This window comes from Streptomyces sp. NPDC002537, from assembly GCF_053594975.1.
This window is the reverse complement of record NZ_JBSFWT010000014.1, coordinates 94,678-116,047: the sequence shown is the minus strand read 5'-3', so window position 1 is coordinate 116,047 and position 21,370 is coordinate 94,678. Positions and strand designations below refer to the sequence as shown.

The following is a 21,370-nucleotide window of genomic DNA, read 5'->3' as shown; positions in this document are numbered from 1 at the left end:
AGCGCACCCGGCTTGAAGACCTGCGCGTGGACTCCGTGGAGTTCTCCGGGTGCGAGCTGACCTCACTCCGCTGGAGCGGGGGCAAGCTGTCCCGCCTGACCCCATGCGACTCTTCGCCGCCGTGACCCCGCCGCCGGAGGTCGTCGCGGAACTCGCGGCCGCCGTCACGCCCCTGCGCTCCCTCCCCGGTGCCGGGCGGCTGCGCTGGACCGAGCCCGGCACCTGGCACTTCACCCTCGCCTTCCTCGGCGAGGTGGACGAGGCCCTGCTGCCGGAGCTCACCGAACGGCTGGCCCGCGCCGCGCGCCGGCACCCCCCGCACGAGCTGCGGTTCGCCGGGGGCGGCCGGTTCGGCGACCGCATCCTGTGGGTGGGCGCCGACGGCGAACGCACGGTCCTGCGCGACCTCGCGCGCTCCGCCGCCGCCGGGGCCCGCCGGGCCGGGGTCGCGGTGGACAGCACCCACGACTTCCACGCCCACCTCACCCTCGCCCGCGCCACGGGCCCGGTGAACCTGCGGCCGTACGCGGACGGCCTCGCGGACTTCACGGGCACGCCGTGGACCGTGGACCGCCTGGAACTCGTCCGCAGCCGCCTCCCGTCCTCCGGCCTCCCGGGCGAACGCCCGCGCTACGAGACGCTGGCCGCGTGGGCCCTGGGGCACTGACCGCCCCCACCCGGCGGTTACGCTCGTGGGGTGGACCCGAAGACCAGGAACCGGATCATGACCGGGGTGCTTGCCGTGATGCTTGTTGTTGTTGCCGTGGTGTCTGCGGTGCGGTAGTTCTTCGGCTTCCCCGTCTGTTGCCGCCTGCGGCGGGCGGCCTCAAACGCCGGCCGGGCTGGTTTTGGCTTGTCGCCGTTGTGATGGTGCGGGTCGGTTTGCCGCCTGCGGCGGGGGCTCCCTGCGGTCGCGTCCTCAATCGCCGGACGGGCTGGTTTTTGGCTCGTCGCCGTTGCGACGGTGCGGGTTGGTTACGCCGCTCGCCGTTGTCGGGTGCGGGGCCGGGACGCTCCGGGGTAGTACGGGACTGCTTCGCTTTACGTCCCGCACCACCCCTGCGCGTCCCGGCCCCTCGCGTCACCCCATCTCCAGCCCTTGGGGGTCCCCCCGGACGGAGTCTGGGGGAGTTTGAGGACAGCGCGCGAAGCGTGCTTGGGGGTCTGGGGGTCTCCCCCAGTTTCGGGAAGGGGCGGGGCTGGGGAAGAAAACCCACCGGCCCGCAGCCGGGCGGGGGTCGCGGGGCGGAGCCCCGGCCGCGGCGGAGCCGCATATCGACACAGCCGGGAAGGGGCGGGGCCGGGGGAAATCGCCCGCCAGCCGCGGTCAGGGGGCCGTTCGCCGCCCGCCCGGCGCGAGGGCACCGCAGCCGGGCCCAGGCCCACGACGGCGGTTTTTCGCCGTCCTCGGCGGTAGCCGAAACGGATGCGAGGGGCGCGCCCTCGTGACTGCCGGGCGCCGAAACCCCCGCAGCCGCGGCCGAAACCGCTGCCCCCGGGTAACCCATGAGGCCACATGACCCATGGCGCAAAAGCGACCACTGTGCTTTCGGACACCCCTGTTCATGATCGTCATCCTGATTCACTTGCGCGCCGGACCCCGAGACGGGACACGGAGAGGATCCGGGATGACGACCGCAACGCCGCCCGCAGGGCAAGGGCAGACGCAGGCGCACGCACAGCTCAGCCTGGGGGTCGCCGCCGCGCGGAACCTGGCGACGACCACCAAGTCCGTGCCCCAGATGCAGGGCATCAGCTCCCGCTGGCTCCTCCGGATGCTGCCCTGGGTGGAGGTCAAGGGCGGCACGTACCGGGTCAACCGGCGGCTCGTCGTCACGGTCGGGGACGGCCGGGTCACGTTCGTCCAGGACGGGTCGGCGGTCCGTGTCGTGCCCGCCGAGCTCGGGGAGCTGCCGCTGCTGCGCGGCTTCGGCGACCAGGACGTGCTGCGGGCGCTCGCCGACCGGTTCGAGCAGCGGGAGTACGCGCCCGGCCAGGTGATCGCCGAGGAGGGGCGGCCCGCCGACCGCGTCCTGCTCGTCGCGCACGGCAAGGTCGAGAAGACCCGCGCCGACAGGTACGGCGAGCAGGCCCGGCGCGGTGTGGTCACCGACGGCGGTTTCCTCGGCGGCCGGGTCGCCGGGGGCGAGCCCGGCGCCTGGGAGTGCACCGCGCGGGCGCTGACCTCCTGCGTCGTCCTGGCGCTGCCGCGCACCGCGTACGAGGAGATCGCCGGGCGGAGCGAGGCCCTGCGCGCCCACGTCCGCCACCGGCTCGCCGAGGAGGGGCGGCCGCGGAACAGGCGCGGTGAGGCCGACATCGCGCTCGCCTCCGGGCACACGGGCGAGCCGGAGATCCCCGGCACCTTCGTGGACTACGAACTCCGGCCGCGCGAGTACGAGTTGAGCGTAGCCCAGACCGTCCTGCGGGTGCACAGCCGGGTCGCCGACCTCTACAACGACCCGATGGACCAGATCGAGCAGCAGCTCCGGCTGACCGTCGAGGCCCTGCGCGAGCGCCAGGAGCACGAGCTCGTCAACAACCCCGAGTTCGGCCTGCTGCACAACGCCGACTACAGCCAGCGGATCTCGACCCACTCCGGCCCGCCCACCCCGGACGACATGGACGAGCTGCTGAGCATGCGCCGCGGGACCAAGGCGTTCCTCGCCCACCCGCGTGCCATCACCGCCTTCGGCCGCGAGTGCACCAAGCGTGGCATCACCTTCGGCGAGACGGAGTTCGACGGCCGCAGTGTGCCGTCCTGGCGCGGCGTGCCCCTGCTGCCGTGCGGGAAGATCCCGGTCTCCGAGGCGGGCACCTCCGCCGTCCTCGCGCTGCGCACCGGTGAGGCGGAGCAGGGCGTGGTCGGCCTGCGCCAGACCGGCATACCCGACGAGTACGAGCCCGGCCTCAACGTCCGGTTCATGGGCATCAACGAGCAGGCGATCATCTCCTACCTGGTGAGCACCTACTACTCGGCCGCCGTCCTCGTTCCCGACGCGCTCGGGGTCCTGGAGAACGTCGAGGTGTTCCGCGCCTCCGGCGCCTGAGGAGAGACCTCGTGTCACTGCTGTCCCGCATGACCGCGCCCGCGGCCACCGACGACATGGCGCGGTCGGTGGCCGGGCTGCTGGCCCGGCCCCGCGCCGCGACCACGCTGCCCGGCCTGTCCGGCCGCGTCCCCGCCGGGCCCACGGGGCTGGGCACCTCCGCCCTCCGGATCGCGCCCCGTGCGCCCGAAGCACGCCGCGAACCCCGGGAGACCCCGGACGCCTTCCCGGACCTCTACTGCCCGCCGGCCCTACGCGACGACCCTGCCCTCGCCCGCGAGGTCAACGACCGGCTCGTCGACTGGGCCGAGGAGGTGGGCATCTACCCCGGCCGGCTCGACCGCGTCCGCGCCACCGACTTCGGCCGTCTGATGACGCTCGCCCACCCCGGCACGGCCGACCCCGAGCGCCTTCTCGCCGCCGCCCGGTGCGCGCTCGCCGAGTGGGCCACCGACGACCACTACTGCGACGACGAGACGATGGGGGCCGGTCCGGCGCTGCTCGGTTCCCACCTGGGACTCGCGTACACCTCGGCCGACCCCTCCCACCCGCCGGCCCGCTACGCGCGCCCGGTCGCCGAGGGGCTGGACGCCGACCCCGTACGGGTCGCCCTGCGCGACGCCTTCGCACGCCTCGCGCCGTACGCCGACGCGACCCAGGCCGCCCGGCTGCGCCACGAGATCACCGTCCTCTTCGTCGGGTACGGGCAGGAGGGCTCCTGGCGGAGCACCGGCCGGATGCCCGCCGTCTGGGAGTACCTGGCCCACCGGCAGGTCAACAGCTTCATGCCCTGCATCGCGCTGATCGACGTCGTCGAGGGCTACCGGCTGTCCCCCGAGGAGTACGCGGACCCGCGCGTGCGGCGCGCCGTGACCATGGCCGGTACGGCCGCCACGCTCGTCAACGACCTCTACTCCATGGCCAAGGAACAGGACTCCGGCGGTGTGGAGTTCAGCCTCCCCACGGTGATCGCCGCCGAGGAGCGGTGCTCGCTGCGGGAAGCGGTCGAGCGCAGCGTGGCCGTCCACGACGAGCTGGTGCGCACCTTCGAGCACGAGGCCGCCGCCCTCGTCCCGGCCGGCTCCCCGGCGCTCGTCCGCTTCCTCGCCGGGGTGTGGGCCTGGCTCGGTGGCAACCGCGAGTGGCACGCGGGCAGCGCCCGTTACGCCTAGGCCCGGTCCCGCCCGGCCTCTCTTTTTCGCACATCTGTAAGGAGCATTCCCCCGATGACCACCACCCCCGAGGTCGTCCTGCGCACCGCGTACCAGCAGGCGGTCGCCGACTACTGGAACAACGAGAAGGACCCGGTGAACCTGCGGCTGGGCGAGGTCGACGACCTCTACCACCACCACTACGGGCTCGGCGACTACGACCCCTCCGTGCTGGAGGGGCCGGCGGACACCCGGGACGCGCGCATCGTCGAGGAGCTCCACCGCCTGGAGTCGGCCCAGGCCGACGTCCTTCTCGACCACCTCGGCCCCGTCGCCCCCGGTCAGCGGCTGCTCGACGCGGGCTGCGGCCGGGGCGGCAGCAGCATCATGGCCAACGCCCGCTTCGGCTGCCAGGTCGACGGCGTCTCCATCTCCGAGGCGCAGGTCGACTTCGCCAACGCCGAGGCCCGCAGGCGCGGCGTGGACGGCAAGGTGCGCTACCACTTCCGCAACATGCTGGACACCGGCTTCCCGGCCGGCGCCTTCCAGGGCATCTGGAACAACGAGTCCACCATGTACGTGGACCTGGGCGAGCTCTTCGCCGAGCACGCCCGGCAGCTCGCCCGCGGTGGCCGTTACGTCGTCATCACCGGCTGTTCCAACGATGTGACCGGTGGCCGCTCCAAGGCGGTCAGTGCCATCGACGAGCACTACACCTGCAACATTCACCCGCGCAGCGCCTACTTCAAGGCCATGGCGGCCAATGGCCTCGTCCCCATCAACGTCGTCGACCTCACCCCCGCGGCCATCCCCTACTGGGAGCTCCGGGCCAAGTCCTCGCTCGCCACGGGCGTCGAGGACCCCTTCCTCACGGCGTACAAGGAAGGCAGCTTCCACTATCTGCTGATAGCGGCCGACCGGATCTGACCGGATCCGACACCGTCGGCCGCACCGAGCCGGGGTCCGGGGGGTGGAGCCCCCGGACCCCTCAGTACCGGGGCGTCACCAGGCGAAGGCCTCCGGCGACGGACCCGGGCCGGGGAAGATGGCGTCCAGTTCGGCCAGCAGCTCCTCCGGCAGCTTCAGTTCCACCGCGCGCAGCGCGGACGAGAGCTGGTCCGCCGTCCGCGGCCCGACGATGGGGCCGGTCACGCCGGGCCGGGTGAGAAGCCAGGCGAGGGCCACCTCGCCGGGGGCGAGCCCGTGCTTGTCGAGCAGGTCCTCGTACGCCTGCACCTGCTCCCGCACCTTCGTGTTGGCGAGCGCGTCCGCCGACCGGCCCGAGGTGGTGCCGGAGCGGATGACGCCGCCGAGGAGGCCGCCGGCCAGCGGCGACCAGGGGATGACGCCGAGCCCGTACGCCTCGGCGGCCGGGACGACCTCCATCTCGGCGCGCCGCTCGGCGAGGTTGTACAGGCACTGCTCGCTGACCAGCCCCAGCGAGTTGCGCCGCCGGGCCGCCTCGTTGGCCTGGGCGATGTGCCACCCGGCGTGGTTGGAGGAGCCCGCGTAGAGGATCTTGCCCTGCTGGACGAGGACGTCGACGGCTTGCCAGATCTCGTCCCACGGCGTGCCGCGGTCGACGTGGTGGAACTGGTAGAGGTCGATGTGGTCCGTCTGCAGCCGCTTGAGGCTGGCGTCGACGGCGCGGCGGATGTTGAGGGCGGACAGATGGTCCCGGTTGGGCCAGACGGGACCGTCGGGGCCCATGTGACCGAACACCTTGGTGGCGAGGACGACCTTGTCGCGCCGCTCGCCGCCCTTGGCGAACCAGCTGCCGATGATCTCCTCGGTGCGGCCCTTGTTCTCGCCGAACCCGTAGACGTTGGCGGTGTCGAAGAGGTTGATGCCCGCGTCGAGCGCGGCGTCCATGATGGTGTGACTGTCGGCCTCGTCCGTGCGGGGCCCGAAGTTCATCGTCCCGAGGACGATCCGGCCGACCTTGAGCCCTGTGCGTCCGAGCTGCGTGTACTCCATGGCCGCTAGCCAACGCCCTGGAGCGCACTCCAATCAAGACCCACCCTCTTGACGGTGCGTCAGAGTCGCGGTCAGTGCCGCGGGAGCCCGTAGGGGTCCCCGACCTCCCATGCCTGGTACATGGCGTCGGCGAAGGCCGCGGCGATGCGGTGTTCCCCGGACGGGCTGGGGTGCGTGCCGTCGTACGTGTCGCGGTCCATCTCCCAGCCGGGCGGCTGGGAGGCGAGGAGCAGGGGCGAGCCGGGGGTGTCGAGGTCGGCGACCGCCTTGCCGAGCAGCTCGTTGAAGCGCTCGACCTGGCCGGCGAAGGCGGGGTCCCCGGCCGCGCGGACGTTGGGGATGACCGGCAGCAGGACGGCCCGCACGCGGGGGTTGGCCTCCCGGGCCGCGGCGAGGAAGCCGCGGACGTTGACGGCGGTCTGCTCGGCGTCGGTGTAGAAGCCGAGGTCGATGAGCCCGAGGGAGACCAGCAGGGTGTCGGCCCGCCCGGCCCGTACGGCGTCCCCGATCAGCGGCGCCATGTGCAGCCAGCCCTCGCCCCAGCCCGCGAGGTGCGCCCGCGCGCGCTCGGGGAAGTCCGGGTCGGCGTAGTCGAGCGAGCCGGGGGAGTCGGTGGCGGGGTCGTGGAGGTGACGGCGGGGCCCGACGATCTTGTACGGGCCGCCGTGATGGGCGTTGAGGTGCTGCCACATGCGGTAGCGCCAGGTGAAGTCGCCGGCGCTGCCGATGGTCATCGAGTCGCCGACAAACATGATGCGCATGGGGCCATCATCGCGGACGGCGGTGGCCCGGGCGGGCGCGGGGGCGAGTGTTCCCGGTGGTCCGGAAGGCGGGTTGGCCGAAACTTTGCCCTGGGGGAGCCGCATCTTCTGGTGCCCGTGTGTCTGGTGGGGTCTGCGTGGACTGAGTTGGTCCCTTTGTCGTCACCCGCGCGAGGCCGGGCCCGCACCCCCTCGATCGCAGGCCGCGGCGCGCCGGCCGCTTCCGCATCGAAGGAATCCCCCGGTGGTCGCCGAGGGAATGCGAAATGGGAAAGGCTGCCCGAATGTTCGCGAGACGTGCGGATCGCCGCCGTCAAACGCGCCGCGCGTGTGGTGTGTGCCACAGGCGCGTTTTCTTGCCGGGATGTGAACGCCGAAACAAGATGATCCCGCCGCCGAGAAATTCCCCCGGTAACCAATCGGGAGGGCGTCGCGGCGGCTCGTCCGGATTACCTTGAAGGAGGTGCATCGAAATGGTGAAGATCTCGGTGAAGAAGGTCGAGGCTCCCGCCGGGGGTTCGAAGATCTCTTCCGTTATCACCTGCGGCTGACGCCCGCACGCCGGGGGCGCCCGGCCGCTTCGGCGGCCAGGCGCCCCCCGCGCCCAGGAAACCAGAAAGGCTTTTCTCGTCATGACCGTTGTGCCCACGACCGACCGGACGGGCCTCTCTGCCGCGCAGGCCCGCGTCGAATATCCGCGACTGCGTCACTGCACCTTCAAGTGGGAATCCGACGACGCCCCCATGCTGATGATCGTCGGCAAGGAGTACTTCGAACTCACGGAGGAGTTCGGCAGCCGGGAGCAGTTCCTCGGCATCAAGCGGTACTTCGACGGCCGACACTCCATCGCCCGGATCGTCGAGCGCACCGGGGTCGACGAGGCGTCCGTGCGCCAGATCGCCGAGACCTTCGACGAACTGGGGCTGCTCCACCGGCCCGAGCCGCTGGCCTGCGTGCCGGGCCCGGCGTTCGTGGAGCAGATCGAGGCCAGTTGCGACATGTGGGGCAGGCAGATCGGCTTCCACAACCTCTTCGCGGGCCTGGAGAGCGGCGAACTGCGCGGCGAGGTCTTCATGGGAATGATCCTGGAGACCTATCACTATGTGAAGTCCGCACCGAAGCACATCGCCACGGCCATTGCCCACTGCACCGACGACCGGCTGATACCGCTGCTCTCCCGGTATTTCACCGAGGAGTACAACCACGCGGGAATGCTGCTGCAGTCGCTCAAGAAAATGGGCCTGCCCAAGGAGCACATCCTCGATGCGCACCCCGTCATCGGCACCTGGTCGCTCATCAACAACCTCTGCGAAATAGCCCGGCAGGACACCCTTTCCTATATCGCCTGCACCACGCTGTTCGAGGCCCGTGCCGACGATTTCGAGGAGGGCGCCGAGAGCCTGCGCAAGGCCGCCCGTACCGCGGGATATCCCGAGGCCTGCGCGGAGCCGCTGATCACGCATATGCGGATCGATGTGGAGGCAGGGCACGCCGGGCTCCTCGACGAGGCCGTCGACATTCTCGGCGACGTACCCGCCGACCGGGCGCACCGGGCCGTGAACAATCTGCACGACCTCAAGCACTCGTACGACCAGTTCCACGATGGGATCGTCCAGTACTACTCGGACATCGCCAACTACATCCCGCGCATCAAGGTCGACTACTTCCACCTCTGACGCCTCCGAGGCCGCTGACACTTCTGATGACGACCGACGCCACCACGGCATCCATGAACGCGGACGGCGCCGCTGTCCCGCTCCGGCGGGACAGGGCGTTCGTCCGCTTCTGGGCGGCCCAGACCAGCAGCCAGCTCGGCGACGAGGTGCACACCGTCGCCCTTCCCCTCGTGGTCTATTCGGTGACCGGCTCCGCCGCGGCCATGTCGCTGATCTTCGGCCTGTCCATGGCGCCGCACATCGTGGCCGGGATCCTCGGCGGCGCCGTGACCGACCGGCAGGGCCCGTACCGCCTCCTCGTCACGACGTCCCTCCTGGCGGGCACCCTCATGGCCGTACTCGCCGTGCTCATCGCCACCGGCACCGCCGGGGTGCCGGTCATCGGCGTCATCACGGTCGTGACGGCCGGTGCCGCCTCCGTACTGCTCTCCTCGTACGAGGCGGCCGTCCCCCGGCTGCTTCCGGCGGCCCGGCTGCTGGAGGCGAATTCCCGCCTGGAGACCACCCGCACCCTGTGCGCGGTCACCGGCCCGGCCCTCGCCGGGGTCCTGGTCGGCTTCGGCAACGGCGGCCCGGCGATCGGCCTCAACGCCCTCAGCTTCTTCGCGGCCGCGCTCCTCGTCCTCCCGATGCGGAAGCTGAGGGGCGAACCCGCCGCCGCCCCGGCGCCGGTGCGACAGCTCCGGGCGGACGTCGTGCACGGCCTCCGGCAGGCGTGGCACCTGCGGCCCGTCCGGCTCGGCATCCTCCTGAGCACCGGCTCCAACCTGTGCACCGGCTCCCTGGACATCTACGCGATCTACTCCCTCCGGCACGGCCTGCACACCTCCGCGCACGCCGTCGGCCTGATCCTGACCGGTTCGAGCCTCTTCGCCCTGGCGGCCGCCGCGGTCCTGCCCCGGCTGGGCCAACGCCTGGGCCACGCCCCGGGGATGGCGCTCGGCCTGGCCGGCCTGGCGGCGGCCTGCGCCCTGATGGCCTTCCCCGGCCACGCCGTGGTCGTCGCCCTGGCCCTCATGGCCAGCACCTGCGGCGCGGTGATCTTCAACGTCCAGTGGCGGGCCATGCGACAGCAGGTCGCCGGCCCCGGCCTCGCCGGGCGGATCTCGGGCATCTGCCGCGGCATCGCCTACGGCGGCGTGGCGATCGGCGCCTGGACCGGCGGCCTCCTCACCACCCTCTCGGGCGGCGGCAGCCGCACCTACCTCCTCTGCGGGACGGCCCTTGTGACGGCCCTGTCCCTGGTGTCCCTGACGCTGCTGCGGCGGGCGCTACGTCCTTAGCAACCGGGAGACAGCAGCGTGGCAAATCGCTCGTTGCCCGGGCGGGCGTCCCGCGGCCCCACCCTGGCCGTCCACTGCCGGCACGTCGCCGCCACGAAAGGGTCTCTCCGGCCAGCAGGGCCCGGTCGGCACCGCTCAACTCCGGCCAACGGTCGGCGAGGAGCGGGACGGCGGCGGTCGGGGCGCGCAGCGCTTGCGCCTCGCGCAGGACGTCCGCGACGAGCGGCAGATCGGCGGACCCGGGGGACAGGTCGGCGTGCCGCCCCTCCACCCCCACGAACCCGACCACGTCCCAGCCGTCCGCCTCCACCCGCCACAGGAACCGCGGCCCGACGGCGCCGGGGACGACGCCGCCCAGGGCCGCTTCCCGCGCCTGCCCGGTCTGTCCCCATGTGTCGCCCACCGGTACCCCCTTGACGAAGACCGGCCCGGAGGCCGTGTCCAGCGCCGCGGCGAACCGACAGGTGATCCCGTACGGAATATCCCGGACGGCCCGCACGCCCCCACTCCGCCGCACCACCGCGGCGCGTACCCCTTCGGGAAGCCCGGCCCATTCGACCCGCATGCGCGTCATGGCCTTCTTTCCGGCCACTGGACGGCGCGCCGCGCGGCCTTGGCGTCGGCGGCGAGGAGGTTGAGCCGCTCCACCGGGTCGGCGGGTCGGACGGTGCAGGACTTCCAGGTGTGGCCATTGGGGTGCTGGATGCGGATCATTCCGTCGCGGTCCACAGCCGTTACGCGCCCGGCGCCACCGGCGACGGTGTCGACGACGAACGTCCCGACAACCGGGGCAATTTGATGGACTGGGTGTGGACGCTCGCTTTCCGTATCGAGGGTCTGGCGGGACCTGATGTCGATGCCGTGCGCTGTGACCCACAGGAACGTCGGATGACTGTCGTTCTGCGGAGGGTCGAAGGGGCTTCTCGGCGCCGGGGGCGCTGTGGGCGGCACTGGGGGAGTCCATGTCGCCGGGGCGGTGGGCGAGACCCGCCCCCTTTCAACGGGCGCGAACAGCGCTCTCACCCAGCCGAACCAACGGGCGATAGGGTTACGCATCGTCGATCTGCTTCCTTCAGGTTGGCCGCTCCCCGGGGCCGTGTGCGCGGCTGCCGGGGTCTCTTGTGTCGTGCCTGCATCAGTCAACGGCACAGGAAGTGCGGGAACTTGCACGCCGTTTGCACACAGTTCGTGCGGCAAAGCGAACGGCCTGCGACCATGGGCGGAAGGTCGCCTCCGCAGGGAAGATTGATCACATGGGCACTCCACCTCCGGCCCCGGGCGTGAATGTCGTGGTGCTGCGCAAGGCCCGTGGCTGGTCCCAGGCCAAGTTGGCCAAGCGCGCGGTGGTCTCCGTCTCGCTGCTCAGCAAGATCGAGGTCGGGGACCGGGCCTTGACGCCCGCCGTGGCGACGGCCCTCGGCCGGGCGATGGGTCTGTCCATGGCCGAAGTTCTCGGCCGGGCTCCTGTGGCGCATGACGCCGAGACGCTCCTGGCGGAGCTGCGTTCGGCCATGCGGGACTACGACCTTCCCGGCGGGCGGCCGGTGGAGGAGGAGCGGATCGCCGCTGGTCTCGCCATCGCGGGACGGTGCCGGGACAGCGTGGACGTCGCGAGTCTGCTCAAGCTGCTGCCCGGCTTGCTCAGGGACTCCACCACCCATGCCCACACGGCCAATACCGCTGAGAGCTGGGCCGCGCTCGCGGAGGTCTACAGCGCCGCGTACTGGCTCGCGGCCCGGCACCGCTGGATGGACCTGGCGGAGTTGGCCGTGGCACGGCAGGGGTGGGCCGCCGGGCAGAAGCCGAATCCTCTTGCGGAGGCCATCGCCGTACGGGACCGGGCCGGGACGTATCTGAACTTCGGGGACTGTGAGACGGGGCTGGTCCTGATCGACCGCGCGATCGCCGTCGCGCAGGCTTCCCTCGGCGGGACGGAACGGGACGTCGCCGTCGGCATTCTCAACCTGCGCGGCATGACCCTGGCAGGCCGGCTGGAGGACAAGCGGGAGGCCGTCAGGGAAGCCGGACGGCATATCCGTTCGGCGCTGTCCGCATCTGAACACTTCACGGCGGACCTTGATATCCATGGCCTGACCTTCGGGCCGCAGAACACCCTGACGCACAGGCTTGCCACGAACGTGGACCTGGGCAAGCCCCGCGAGGCCCTGACGCTCACGGACAACCTGGCCGCCGCGCTGGAGGGGCTTCCCGCGACACGTGTGGCACCGACGCACATCAACGTCGCGCGTGCGCAACTCGATGTGGGCGACCGCGACGGCGCGTTGGAGAACCTCGGCATCGCGTGGAGCGCGGCCCCGCAGATGGCCCGCATCCACCCCATGGGGCAAGAGGTGTTCCGCGTGCTCGCCACGCTGCACCGACGCAGCAACCCTCAGCTGCTCAAGCTCTCGAAACTCTCGGGGATCGCTCTCTGAGCCCGTCCCGGACGTTCCGCGTACTGCGGGTACTTGTCCCGCAGGAGGTCGACCGGGGTGCGCCGTTGTGCGGGGTCCGTCCAGATGGCGGCCCGGCCGTCCGCCCGTGCCCACCACAGGGTGGTCCAGTCGGCCGCGTAGTGGTCGACCAGGACGGAGACCCGGGGGTTTTCCCGGATGTTGTGCAGGCGGCGCAGGTTCTGCGTGGTCTTCGGCTTGTGGTCGACGGCGAAGTACAGGAGGTTCTCGCCCAAGGCGAAGACGATGGGCACCACGTGCGGCCGTCCCGTTGCGTCGGCCGTGGCGAGCCGGGCGACCGGTGATTCCTGGAAGCGTTTCCGGGCCTCGGCGGAAGCGAGCTGCATGGGCCGACCGTACCCGGGCGGGCCGAACTACGGCCCGCCCGGGTACGGGACACGGTCGGATCAGAGCCGCTCGATCACATGGTCGATGCAGACGGTCAGCGCCTCGACGTCCGTCGGCTCGATCGCCGGGAACATCGCCACGCGCAGCTGGTTGCGGCCCAGCTTGCGGTACGGCTCGGTGTCGACGATGCCGTTGGCGCGGAGGGTGGCGGCGACGGCGGCCGCGTCGACGTCGTCGGAGAAGTCGATCGTGCCGATGACCTGCGACCGCTTGGCCGGGTCGGTGACGAAGGGCGACGCGTACGGGGACTTCTCCGCCCAGGTGTAGAGGCGGGAGGACGAGTCGGCGGTGCGGGCGACCGCCCAGTCCAGGCCGCCCTGGCCGTTGAGCCACTCCAGCTGCTCGTTGAGCAGGAAGAGGGTGGAGAGGGCGGGGGTGTTGTACGTCTGGTTCTTCAGCGAGTTGTCGATCGCGGTCGGCAGCGAGAAGAACTCGGGCACGTGCCGCCCGGACGCGTGGACGCGCGCGGCGCGCTCCAGGGCCGCCGGGGAGAACGCGGCCAGCCACAGGCCGCCGTCGGACGCGAAGGACTTCTGCGGGGCGAAGTAGTAGACGTCGCTCTGGGAGATGTCCACGGGCAGCCCGCCCGCGCCCGAGGTCGCGTCCACCAGGACGAGCGCACCCGCGTCGGCCCCCTCGACACGCCGGACCGGCGCGGCGACACCGGTCGAGGTCTCGTTGTGGGTGAAGGCGTAGACGTCGACGCCCGCCTCCGCCCGCGGCTCCGGGTGCGTCCCCGGCTCGGAGGAGATCACCGTGGGCTCCTGCAGCCACGGCGCCAGCCGCGCCGCCTTCGCGAACTTCGAGGAGAACTCGCCGAAGGAGAGATGCTGCGACTTGGACTCGATCAGCCCGTACGTCGCGATGTCCCAGAACGCGGTCGAGCCGCCGTTGCCGAGGATCACCTCGTAGCCCTCGGGCAGCGAGAAGAGATCACGGACGCCGTCGCGCACCTTGCCGACCAGCTTCTTGACCGGGGCCTGGCGGTGGGACGTGCCGAGCAGTGAGGTTCCGGTGGCAGCCAGGGCGCCGAGCGCCTCCGTACGCACCTTGGACGGGCCCGCGCCGAAGCGACCATCGGCGGGCTTGATGTCAGCGGGGATCTGGATATCAGCCACGGCTTGAGCCTAGTGCCCTGCCGGGCGGGGGTCTCCCCTGGTCCATCGGGTGAGACGGGTGCGTCCGCCGTTGCCGCCTGCGGCGGGGGCGGCCTGCGGCCGCGTCCTCAATCGCCGGACGGGCTGGTTTTGGCTTGTCGCCGTTGCGACGGTGCGGGTTGGCTGCGCCGCTCGCCGTTGTGATGGTGCTGGGCCGTCGCGGCTGCGGTGGGTGGCCTCAATCGCCGGACGGGCTGGTTGTGGGCTCGTCCGCCGTTGCCCTGGTGCGGGGCCGTGCCACCCCTGCGTGTCCCGGCCCCTCGCGTCTCGGGGTGCGCAATTCAGCCCGTCCGGCGTTTGAGGACAGCGCGCGAAGCGTGCTTCGGGGTCCGGGGCGCAGCCCCGGTCAAAAGAACCCGCAGCCAGAGGTCCGGTATCTGCCCGTCCGGCACCAGGACACGGCACGCTGTGTGGCATGAGCGATACGCGGGACATCGAGCAGGCCCTGCGAGCCGTGGTGCGCGGCGGCGTGGCCTTCGACGCCGGGAGTCGTGCCCTCGTGACCATGGACGCCTCGAACTACCGCCGGGTCCCGCTCGGCGTCGTCGCCCCGCGCGACGCCGAGGACGTCGAGGCCGCGCTCGCGGTCTGCCGGGAGCACGGCGTCCCGGTGGTGCCGCGGGGCGGTGGTACGTCGATCGCCGGGCAGGCCACCGGCACGGGCGTGGTGCTGGACTTCACCCGGCACATGGCCGCGATCGCCGGGATCGACCCGGAGGCCCGAACGGCCGTGGTACAGCCGGGAGTCGTCCTCGACACGCTGCGCGCGGCGGCGGGCGCGCACGGTCTGACGTTCGGCCCCGACCCCTCGACGCACGCCCGCTGCACGCTCGGCGGGATGATCGGCAACAACGCGTGCGGCGCGCACTCCGTCGCCTGGGGCACCACGGCCGACAACGTATGCGATCTACGGGTCCTCACCTACGGGGGCGAGCGCGCCCGGCTCGGACAGGGCCTCGACGGACTGCCGCCACGACTGGCCGCCGGGCTCCGGACGTTCACCGACGAGCGGTTGGCGTCGCTGCGCACCGGCTTCCCGGAGCTGCCCCGCCGCATCTCGGGCTACGCGCTCGACGCGCTGCTCCCCGAGAAGCGCGTCGACGTCGCCCGCGCCTTCACCGGCAGCGAGGGCACGCTCGGGGTGCTGACGGAGGCGACCGTACGGCTGGTGGCGGCGCCGCGCGCCCGCGCCCTGGCGGTACTGGGGTACGGGCACGAGAGCGACGCGGCGGACGCGGCCCATCTCCTGCTCCCGTACGGGCCGTTGACGATCGAGGGCATGGCCGCCGACCTCGTCGGTGACGCGCCGGGCCTCCCTGAGGGTGCGGCCTGGCTGTTCGTCGAGACGGGCGGGGACTCCCCGGCGGAGGCGGCCGCCCGCGCCGAGGAGATCGTCCGGGCGTCCGCCGCCGGAACGACCGGCCACGCGGTGCTCACCGAACCGGCGGCGCGGCGCGCCCTGTGGCGCGTACGGGACGACGCGGCCGGCACGGCCACCCGTATGCCGGACGGCACCGAGGCCTGGCCCGGCTGGGAGGACTGCGCGGTGCCGCCCGCCCGGCTCGGCGCGTACCTCCGTGAATTCCGCGCCCTGTTGGGGCGCCACGGGCTGCGCGGCGCCCCGTACGGGCACTTCGGTGACGGCTGCGTCCATGTCCGCATCGACTTCGACCTGATCAGTGCGGACGGCGTGCGGCGCTTCCGTGACTTCTCCGGCGAGCTGGCGGACCTGGTCGTGGCCCACGGCGGCTCCCTGTCCGGCGAGCACGGCGACGGCCAGGCGCGGGCCGAACTCCTGCCGAGGATGTACGGGCCCGAGCTGGTGCGGTCCTTCGAACGCTTCAAGGACCTCTGGGACCCCGCGCACGGCCTCAACCCCGGCATCCTCGCCCGCCCTGCCCGCCTGGACGAGAACCTCCGCTTCGCGCCCCTCCCCAAGCACCCGGTGCCGGTCGAGTTCAGCTATCCGGGTGACGGCGGCGACTTCACGGCGGCGGTCCGGCGCTGCGTCGGCGTCGCCAAGTGCCGCGAGACGACGGCCTCCGGCGGTGCGGGGGTGATGTGCCCCTCGTACCGGGCGACCGGCGAGGAACAGCACTCCACACGCGGGCGCGCACGTCTGCTGCACGAGATGCTGGCGGGGGAGGTGGTACGCGACGGGTGGCGCTCGGAGGAGGTCCGGGACGCTCTCGACCTCTGCCTCTCCTGCAAGGGCTGCCGCAGCGATTGCCCTGTGGGCGTGGACATGGCCACCTACAAGGCCGAATTCCTCCATCACCACTACGCGGGGCGCTTGCGCCCCGCTGGTCATTACTCGATGGGGTGGCTGCCGGTGTGGCTGCGGCTGGTGTCTTTCCTCCGGGCGGGTCCCGCCTTCAACGCGGTGGCGCGGGGCCCGCTGGGCGGGCCGGCGAAGCGGGTGGCCGGCGTCGCGCCGGAACGTTCGCTGCCGGTGTTGCCGGCTGAGCCGTTCTTTCCCCAATCCCGCCCCTTCCCGAAACTGGGGGAGACCCCCAGACCCCCAAAGCGGCTCCGCCGCTTGTCCTCAAACTCCCCCAGACTCCGTCCGGGGGGACCCCCAAGGGCTGAATTGCACCCCCTGGGGGTCTGGGGGCTTGCCCCCAGTTCGGGAAGGGGCGGGATTGGGGAAGAGCCCGCCGCAGGCGCGGACCGGCCCGCAGCCGAAGGTCCGACCTCCGCCCGTCCGGCGCAAGGACCCCGCAGGCGCGAAACCACTCTCTGGCCCGACACCTTCACCAACCACCTCGCCCCGCACATCGCCCACGCCGCCGTATCCGTACTGGACGCCGCCGGGATCCACATCACGCTCCCCCCAAAAGCACCATGCTGCGCCCTCACCTGGATCACCACCGGCCAACTCCCCACCGCCCGCCGCGTACTGCGCCGTACCCTCGATCTGATGACCCCGGCCCTCGCACAAGGGCACCCCGTCACGGTCCTGGAGCCGAGCTGCGCCGCCGCTCTCCGTACGGACCTCCCCGAGCTTCTCCCGGACGATCCCCGGGCGAGGCGGCTCGCCGATTCCGTCCGCACCTTCGCCCAGACCCTCGAAGAGCTCGCCCCCGGCTGGCGGCCGCCGCGCGTCGACCGGCCCGTCGTCGGTCAGACGCACTGCCACCAGCACGCCGTACTGGGTGATGCGGCGGAGCGCCACCTCCGCGAAAAGGCGGGCCTTGACGGCGAGTTGAGCGGAGGCTGCTGCGGCCTCGCCGGGAACTTCGGCTTCGAACGCGGCCACTACGACGTCTCCGTGACCTGCGCCGAGGAGCAACTGCTGCCCGCCGTCCGGAAGGCCCCGCCCGAAGCCCGGCTGCTGGCCGACGGCTTCTCCTGCCGTACGCAGCTGGAGCAGCTCACCGGACGCCGCGCCCGCCACCTGGCGGAACTCCTCGCGGAAGCGCTGGCCCCTGAGGGAAACCCTGACGAAAAATAAAGGCAAGCACGCTTGCTTGTTTCCGGGACCACTGCCAGGCTCGGTCCGACGGGGGTCAATTCGCCTTGTCTCAGGGGAGAGTGCGCAGTGGTCGACCCGGTGGAGTTACCGTCCGAGCAGCCCCTCCGCATAGGCAACGCCTCCGGTTTCTACGGCGACCGCTTCGACGCGCTGCGCGAGATGCTCACCGGAGGGCCGCTGGACGTCCTGACCGGCGACTATCTGGCCGAGCTGACCATGCTCATCCTCGGCCGGGACCGCCTGAAGGACCCCCGGCGCGGCTATGCGAAGACGTTCCTCGCGCAGTTGGAGGAGGGGCTCGGGCTCGCTGTCGACCGCGGGGTGAAGCTCGTCGCCAACGCGGGCGGCCTCAACCCGGCCGGGCTCGCCCAGGAGATCCGTGCCCTCGCCGATCGCCTCGGCATCCCCGTGCGCGTCGCGCACGTCGAGGGCGACGACCTGCTCGCCGAGCGGGACTGGGGTCCGGGCGTCCTCACCGCCAACGCCTATCTGGGCGGCGCCGGGATCGCCGCCTGCCTGCGCGCCGGGGCCGACGTCGTGGTGACCGGCCGCGTCACCGACGCCGCCCTCGTCACCGGGCCCGCCACCGCGCACTTCGGCTGGCTGGCCGGGGACCTGGACCGGCTCGCGGGCGCCGTCGTCGCCGGGCACGTCCTGGAGTGCGGCACGCAGGCCACCGGCGGCAACTACTCCTTCTTCCGCGAACTCCCCGCCGGACACGGCCCGCACCGCCCCGGCTTCCCCCTCGCGGAGATCCACGCCGACGGCTCCGCCGTGATCACCAAGCACCCGGGCACGGGCGGCGCCGTCACCGTCGGCACGGTCACCGCCCAACTGCTGTACGAGACCGGGGGGCCGCGCTACCTCGGCCCCGATGTCACGGCCCGGCTCGACACCGTGCGGCTCACCGAGGACGGCCCGGACCGGGTACGGATCAGCGGTGTACGGGGCGAGGCGCCGCCGCCCTCCCTCAAGACCGGCCTCACGCGTGTGGGCGGCTGGCGCAACGAGGTCGTGTTCGTCCTCACCGGCCTCGACATCGAGGCCAAGGCCGGGCTCGTCCGCGAACAGCTCGAAGCGGCCATGTCCCGGCGGCGCCCCGCGGAGGTCCGGTGGACCCTCGCCCGTACGGACCACCCCGACGCGGCGGTCCAGGAGGAGGCGAGCGCCTTCCTGCGCCTCGTGGTCCGCGACCCCGACCCCGAAGCGGTGGGCCGCGCGCTCAGCGGCGCGGCCGTGGAGTTGGCGCTGTCGAGCTACCCCGGCTTCCATGTCACGGCTCCGCCGGGCAAGGGCATGCCGTACGGCGTCTTCGACGCCGTGTATGTGGATGCCTTCGCGGTACGGCATGTGGCCGTCCTGCCGGACGGTACGCGGGTACGGATCCCGGCGTGTGCCGGGTTGTTGCCGGACGGCTTTGACCGTCCCACCGTTGCCGCCTGCGGCGGGGGCCGTCCCGTGCCGGGTGCGTCCGGGACTCCGGCCGCGGGCCGGTTGGCCGCCTGCGGCGGGGGCGGCCTGCGGCCGCGTCCTCAATCGCCGGACGGGCTGGATTGTTTCCCCGACGGCGGGGATCCTGCGGACAATCGCCCGGCAGATCCAGCCCGTCCGGCGATTGAGGACACCGCGCGCCAGCGCGGTCCGGGGCCCGGGGCGGAGCCCCGAGTCGGGGGGACGGGTGCGGAACCCCGGGTTGCGGGGACGGGGGCGGAGCCCCGGGTCGGGGGCTCTGGGGGCTTGCCCCCAGTTCCGGGAAGGGGCGGGGTGGGGGAGGAGCCCGCCGCAGGCGCGGACCGGCCCGCAGTCGAAACCCCGGCCTTCGCCCGTCCGGCGCGAGGACCCGGCGGGGTGGGGAACAAGCCCGCCGCAGGCGCGGACCGGCCCGCGGCCGAAGACCCGGCCTCCGCCCGTCCGGCGCGAGGACCCGACGGGACCGACGGGACCGGGGGCACCGGTGGCACCGGGGGCACCGACGGGACCGGGGACACCGGGGAAAAAACCACCCACCCACCTGAGGCCCGAAAAACCCGTCGCGCGCCGCTAGGCGAAATCGTCGGCGCCCGCAGCGGCGACAAAGGCGGCACCGCCAACGTCGGCATATGGGTCCGCACGGACAGAGCCTGGCAGTGGCTCGCCAATGAATTGACCACAGCCCGTTTCAGGGAACTGCTCCCCGAAACGGCCGACTTCGCGATAGAGCGCCACCCCTTCCCCAACCTCCGCGCACTCAATTTCACCATCGACGGCCTGCTGGGCGAAGGCGTCGCCTCGCAGGCCCGCTTCGACCCCCAGGCCAAAGCCCTCGGCGAATGGCTCCGCGCACGGCACATGGACATCCCCGAGGAGCTGCTGTGACGGCCCTGACGTCGAGGATCGGGCCCACCGATCCCGAGTACCTCGCGCATCGCACCGCCATGCTCGCCAAACTCGCCGAACTCGACGCGGAACACGCGAAGGTGCTCGCGGGCGGCGGGGAGAAATACGTCGCCCGGCACCGCGCCCGCGGCAAACTGCTCGCGCGGGAACGTATCGAAGGGCTGCTGGACCCCGACACGCCTTTTCTGGAACTGTCGCCGCTGGCCGGCTGGGGCAGCGACTACGCGGTCGGCGCGTCCCTCGTCACCGGCATCGGCGTGGTCGAGGGCGTGGAATGCCTGATCTCGGCGAACGATCCGACCGTACGCGGTGGCGCCAGCAATCCCTGGACGCTGAAGAAGGCCCTGCGCGCCCATGAGATCGCGCGCGCCAATCGGCTGCCCTGTATTTCCCTCGTCGAGTCCGGCGGTGCCGATCTCCCCAGCCAGAAGGAGATCTTCATTCCGGGCGGGGCGATGTTCAAGGACATCACCCGGCTCTCCGCCGCCGGGATTCCGACGATCGCCGTCGTCTTCGGGAACTCGACCGCCGGTGGCGCGTACGTGCCTGGCATGTCCGATCACGTCGTCATGGTCAAGGAGCGGGCCAAGGTGTTCCTCGGCGGGCCGCCGCTGGTCAAGATGGCCACCGGTGAGGACGCGGACGACGAGGCTCTCGGCGGTGCCGAGATGCACGCCCGGGTGTCCGGGCTCGCCGACTATTTCGCTGTCGACGAGATGGACGCGCTGCGGCAGGCGAGGAGAATCGTCCACCGCCTCAACTGGCGCAAATCCACCGAGGATTCCGGAGTGCCGGTCGAACCTCCCCTCTTCGACGAGGAGGAGCTGCTCGGGATCGTCCCCGGCGATCTCAAGGTGCCCTTCGATCCCCGGGAGGTCATCGCCCGCGTCGTCGACGGCTCGGATTTCGACGAGTTCAAGCCGCTGTACGGGACGAGCCTGGTGACCGGGTGGGCCCGGCTGCACGGATATCCCGTGGGTGTCCTCGCCAATGCCCAGGGAGTGCTGTTCAGCGCCGAGTCCCAAAAAGCCGCCCAGTTCATCCAGTTGGCCAATCGGCTCGACACCCCGCTGATCTTCCTGCACAACACCACCGGCTACATGGTGGGCCAGGAGTACGAGCAGGGCGGCATCATCAAACACGGCTCGATGATGATCAACGCGGTGTCCAATTCCCGGGTGCCGCACCTCTCCGTACTCATGGGGGCCTCGTACGGCGCCGGGCACTACGGAATGTGCGGGCGCGCCTACGACCCCCGTTTCCTGTTCTCCTGGCCCACCGCGAAATCCGCTGTCATGGGCCCCCAGCAACTCGCCGGAGTCCTGTCGATCGTCGCCCGCGCCTCCGCCGAGGCCAAAGGGCAGCCCTACGACGAGGACGCCGACGCCGCGCTGCGGGCCGCCGTGGAACGGCAGATCGAAGCGGAGTCCCTGGCCATGTTCCTCTCCGGGCGCCTCTACGACGACGGGGTCATCGATCCCCGCGACACGCGCACCGTACTCGGGCTGTGCCTTTCCGCCCTCCACACGGCACCGGTCGAGGGCGCGCGCGGCGGCTTCGGCGTCTTTCGGATGTGAGGACACCCGTGACTCCTGTTGCTCCT

Annotated in this window: 15 protein-coding genes; 10 read left to right on the top strand and 5 right to left on the bottom strand. The window is 71.9% G+C overall.

Annotation, left to right across the window (positions count from 1 at the left end; all coding sequences use genetic code 11):
• Window positions 1-103 precede the first annotated feature (103 nt).
• The 4 genes from thpR to ACWD4A_RS09590 all read left to right on the top strand — a co-directional run bounded on the left by thpR (window position 104) and on the right by ACWD4A_RS09590 (window position 5,128).
• Window positions 104-667 (top strand): RNA 2',3'-cyclic phosphodiesterase, encoded by a 564-nt coding sequence (gene thpR, locus ACWD4A_RS09605; RefSeq protein ID WP_451191563.1) that lies wholly within the window; start codon window positions 104-106, stop codon window positions 665-667.
• A 961-nt stretch (window positions 668-1,628) separates the two neighbouring features.
• Window positions 1,629-3,050 (top strand): family 2B encapsulin nanocompartment shell protein, encoded by a 1,422-nt coding sequence (locus ACWD4A_RS09600; protein WP_451191561.1) that lies wholly within the window; start codon window positions 1,629-1,631, stop codon window positions 3,048-3,050.
• Window positions 3,051-3,061: 11 nt separating this feature from the next.
• Complete coding sequence (locus ACWD4A_RS09595) at window positions 3,062-4,222, top strand: family 2 encapsulin nanocompartment cargo protein terpene cyclase (protein ID WP_451191558.1); 1,161 nt, start codon at window positions 3,062-3,064, stop codon at window positions 4,220-4,222.
• A gap of 54 nt (window positions 4,223-4,276) precedes the next feature.
• Complete coding sequence (locus tag ACWD4A_RS09590; RefSeq protein WP_451191556.1) at window positions 4,277-5,128, top strand: geranyl diphosphate 2-C-methyltransferase; 852 nt, start codon at window positions 4,277-4,279, stop codon at window positions 5,126-5,128.
• Window positions 5,129-5,203: 75 nt separating this feature from the next.
• On the opposite strand, the gene ACWD4A_RS09585 is transcribed toward ACWD4A_RS09590, so the two are convergent.
• Window positions 5,204-6,178: an aldo/keto reductase gene (locus tag ACWD4A_RS09585; protein WP_451191554.1), complete on the bottom strand. Its 975-nt coding sequence runs from the start codon at window positions 6,176-6,178 to the stop codon at window positions 5,204-5,206.
• Between the two features lie 71 nt (window positions 6,179-6,249).
• A complete protein-coding gene (locus ACWD4A_RS09580) occupies window positions 6,250-6,939 on the bottom strand; it encodes a GDSL-type esterase/lipase family protein (RefSeq protein ID WP_451191552.1) in 690 nt (229 codons plus the stop codon).
• A gap of 632 nt (window positions 6,940-7,571) precedes the next feature.
• Between ACWD4A_RS09580 and ACWD4A_RS09575 the strand changes: the two genes are divergently transcribed.
• Window positions 7,572-8,615 (top strand): iron-containing redox enzyme family protein, encoded by a 1,044-nt coding sequence (locus tag ACWD4A_RS09575; RefSeq protein WP_451191550.1) that lies wholly within the window; start codon window positions 7,572-7,574, stop codon window positions 8,613-8,615.
• A gap of 26 nt (window positions 8,616-8,641) precedes the next feature.
• Window positions 8,642-9,898, top strand: a complete 1,257-nt coding sequence (locus ACWD4A_RS09570) for an MFS transporter (RefSeq protein ID WP_451191548.1) — start codon at window positions 8,642-8,644, stop codon at window positions 9,896-9,898.
• Between the two features lie 570 nt (window positions 9,899-10,468).
• On the opposite strand, the gene ACWD4A_RS09565 is transcribed toward ACWD4A_RS09570, so the two are convergent.
• Window positions 10,469-10,612, bottom strand: a complete 144-nt coding sequence (locus tag ACWD4A_RS09565; protein WP_451191545.1) for a hypothetical protein — start codon at window positions 10,610-10,612, stop codon at window positions 10,469-10,471.
• 539 nt (window positions 10,613-11,151) lie between these two features.
• Between ACWD4A_RS09565 and ACWD4A_RS09560 the strand changes: the two genes are divergently transcribed.
• A complete protein-coding gene (locus tag ACWD4A_RS09560; protein WP_451191543.1) occupies window positions 11,152-12,333 on the top strand; it encodes a helix-turn-helix domain-containing protein in 1,182 nt (393 codons plus the stop codon).
• Here ACWD4A_RS09560 and ACWD4A_RS09555 read toward each other — a convergent pair.
• Both ACWD4A_RS09555 and serC read right to left on the bottom strand, forming a co-directional pair.
• On the bottom strand, window positions 12,291-12,698 hold the full coding sequence (locus ACWD4A_RS09555; protein ID WP_451191541.1) for a TIGR03668 family PPOX class F420-dependent oxidoreductase: 408 nt from the start codon (window positions 12,696-12,698) through the stop codon (window positions 12,291-12,293). The two genes, ACWD4A_RS09560 and ACWD4A_RS09555, sit on opposite strands and share 43 nt — an antisense overlap.
• Before the next feature lie 60 nt (window positions 12,699-12,758).
• Window positions 12,759-13,877, bottom strand: a complete 1,119-nt coding sequence (gene serC, locus ACWD4A_RS09550; RefSeq protein ID WP_451191539.1) for a phosphoserine transaminase — start codon at window positions 13,875-13,877, stop codon at window positions 12,759-12,761.
• Between the two features lie 454 nt (window positions 13,878-14,331).
• On the opposite strand from serC, the gene ACWD4A_RS09545 reads away from it, so the two are divergent.
• The 3 genes from ACWD4A_RS09545 to ACWD4A_RS09535 all read left to right on the top strand — a co-directional run bounded on the left by ACWD4A_RS09545 (window position 14,332) and on the right by ACWD4A_RS09535 (window position 21,344).
• Complete coding sequence (locus ACWD4A_RS09545; protein ID WP_451191538.1) at window positions 14,332-17,370, top strand: FAD-linked oxidase C-terminal domain-containing protein; 3,039 nt, start codon at window positions 14,332-14,334, stop codon at window positions 17,368-17,370.
• Window positions 17,371-17,457: 87 nt separating this feature from the next.
• On the top strand, window positions 17,458-19,746 hold the full coding sequence (locus ACWD4A_RS09540; RefSeq protein ID WP_451191536.1) for an acyclic terpene utilization AtuA family protein: 2,289 nt from the start codon (window positions 17,458-17,460) through the stop codon (window positions 19,744-19,746).
• Window positions 19,743-21,344, top strand: coding sequence for an acyl-CoA carboxylase subunit beta (locus ACWD4A_RS09535; protein WP_451191534.1), 1,602 nt, complete (start codon window positions 19,743-19,745; stop codon window positions 21,342-21,344). Before ACWD4A_RS09540 ends, ACWD4A_RS09535 begins: the two co-directional genes overlap by 4 nt.
• Window positions 21,345-21,370 lie beyond the last annotated feature (26 nt).

Coding starts and splice junctions, on each gene's coding strand:
- ACWD4A_RS09585 (WP_451191554.1), bottom strand. CDS start 6,178: ATGGAGTACACGCAGCTCGGACGCACAGGGCTCAAGGTCGGCCGGATC.
- ACWD4A_RS09555 (WP_451191541.1), bottom strand. CDS start 12,698: ATGCAGCTCGCTTCCGCCGAGGCCCGGAAACGCTTCCAGGAATCACCG.
- ACWD4A_RS09565 (WP_451191545.1), bottom strand. CDS start 10,612: ATGATCCGCATCCAGCACCCCAATGGCCACACCTGGAAGTCCTGCACC.
- ACWD4A_RS09545 (WP_451191538.1), top strand. CDS start 14,332: ATGAGCGATACGCGGGACATCGAGCAGGCCCTGCGAGCCGTGGTGCGC.
- ACWD4A_RS09600 (WP_451191561.1), top strand. CDS start 1,629: ATGACGACCGCAACGCCGCCCGCAGGGCAAGGGCAGACGCAGGCGCAC.
- ACWD4A_RS09590 (WP_451191556.1), top strand. CDS start 4,277: ATGACCACCACCCCCGAGGTCGTCCTGCGCACCGCGTACCAGCAGGCG.
- ACWD4A_RS09560 (WP_451191543.1), top strand. CDS start 11,152: ATGGGCACTCCACCTCCGGCCCCGGGCGTGAATGTCGTGGTGCTGCGC.
- thpR (WP_451191563.1), top strand. CDS start 104: ATGCGACTCTTCGCCGCCGTGACCCCGCCGCCGGAGGTCGTCGCGGAA.
- ACWD4A_RS09570 (WP_451191548.1), top strand. CDS start 8,642: ATGACGACCGACGCCACCACGGCATCCATGAACGCGGACGGCGCCGCT.
- ACWD4A_RS09580 (WP_451191552.1), bottom strand. CDS start 6,939: ATGCGCATCATGTTTGTCGGCGACTCGATGACCATCGGCAGCGCCGGC.
- ACWD4A_RS09575 (WP_451191550.1), top strand. CDS start 7,572: ATGACCGTTGTGCCCACGACCGACCGGACGGGCCTCTCTGCCGCGCAG.